This is a genomic window from Rhodococcus sp. EPR-147 (assembly GCF_001647185.1).
Taxonomy (GTDB): Bacteria; Actinomycetota; Actinomycetes; order Mycobacteriales; family Mycobacteriaceae; genus Rhodococcoides.
Window position 1 is genome coordinate 1 of record NZ_LVCU01000178.1, and the last position, 1,419, is coordinate 1,419.

Annotated in this window: 1 protein-coding gene and 1 pseudogene; both read left to right on the forward strand. The window is 66.2% G+C overall.

The genetic code is table 11. From position 1 onward, the window contains the following. Nucleotides 1-979: lipase family protein (locus A2J02_RS09040; protein ID WP_068049436.1), on the forward strand; the 979-nt coding region annotated here is incomplete at its 5' end. 14 nt (nt 980-993) lie between these two features. Next, nucleotides 994-1,419: pseudogene (locus tag A2J02_RS09045) on the forward strand (endonuclease/exonuclease/phosphatase family protein); the annotation flags it as partial.

Genomic DNA, 1,419 nt, shown 5'->3' on the forward strand with positions numbered 1-1,419 from the left:
CGTCGCGTCCTCGTGCTTCCCGTCCTACGCGCTTCGGCGTGGCTCGCGGGCTTTCGGCGCGGTCCCACAGTTCGAGTTCCTGCTGGTACTGCACGCCCTGCGCCGAGGGTGGACCATCTCGATCCCGGATCACGAGGGACCCGACGGCCACTGGGGTTCGCCGCAGGAACCCGGTTTCTGCACGCTCGACGCCATCCGCGCGGCGTTGTCGTTCGAGCCGCTCGAATTGAACGAGAGCACGCCGGTCGCGCTGTGGGGCTACTCGGGCGGCGGGCTCGCAACATCCTGGGCAGCGGAGATGGCACCGGAATACGCACCGGAGATCGAGCTGGTCGGTGCCGCGCTCGGCTCCCCCGTCGGAGATCCGGGTTCGGCGTTCACCCGGCTCAACGCGACGCTGCACGCAGCATTGCCGACACTGGTGGTGGCCGGCCTGCGGCGAACCTACCCCGAGCTCGATCGGGTGATCCGTCAGCACGTCAACGAGGACGGAATGCGCATTCTCGATTCCGTGGAGTCGATGACGACAGTGCGCGCCGTGACCAAACTGGCCAGGCACGACCTGGACCACTACATCGACGTTCCGCTGGCCGATCTGTTGGCACTGCCCGAGATCGTGCAGGTGTTCCTGGATATTCAGCCCGGGCGCACCGCGCCGACGGCACCGCTGCTGGTCATTCAATCGGTGCACGATCAGATCATCGCCGTCGACGACGTCGACGGACAGGTGGATCGGTACATCGAGGCCGGAGCCCACGTGACCTATCTGCGGGATCGGCTGAGCGAACACCTGTCGCTGCACCCGATCGGTGCGCCGCTGACCTTGGACTGGTTGTCCGATCGATTCGCCGGAGTGCCGGTCGAAGAACCGTCGACACGAACGGTGTGGTCCATTGCGTTCTCGTTCGCGGCGGTTCGCGGTTTGTTGTCGATGACCTGGACGACCATCCGAGCGTTGGTCGGCGGCGTGCGAGCGTAGCTACTCTAGGGCGGATGCGGCGAACCTGGATACGAATACTCACCGGCTCGATCGCCATTCTGGGCATCGCCACCGGGCTCGTGGCACTGGGCGTCTACTACACCGACACCCGGGTCAACGTTCTGATCGCGCTCGCGTCGTTCGTTCCGTTGATGTTCATCGCCGTGGTGGTCGGTGCCCTGGTGGCGTTGATCGGTCGGCGCTGGGTTCTGGCGGGAGTCTCCGCCCTGGTTCTCGCTGCAGGCGCAGTGGCCTACGCACCGCTCTACGTGGCGGACGCGGCACCCGAGGACGCGACGGGCAGCGAGGGCGTGCGGTTGCGCGTCATGCAGGCGAATCTGATGGTCGGGCTGGCCGATCCCAATGCCGTGGTCGGTCAGGCCCGCGACAGTGCCGTCGATGTCGTCACGATCCAGGAACTGACCGACGCGTCGGTGGTC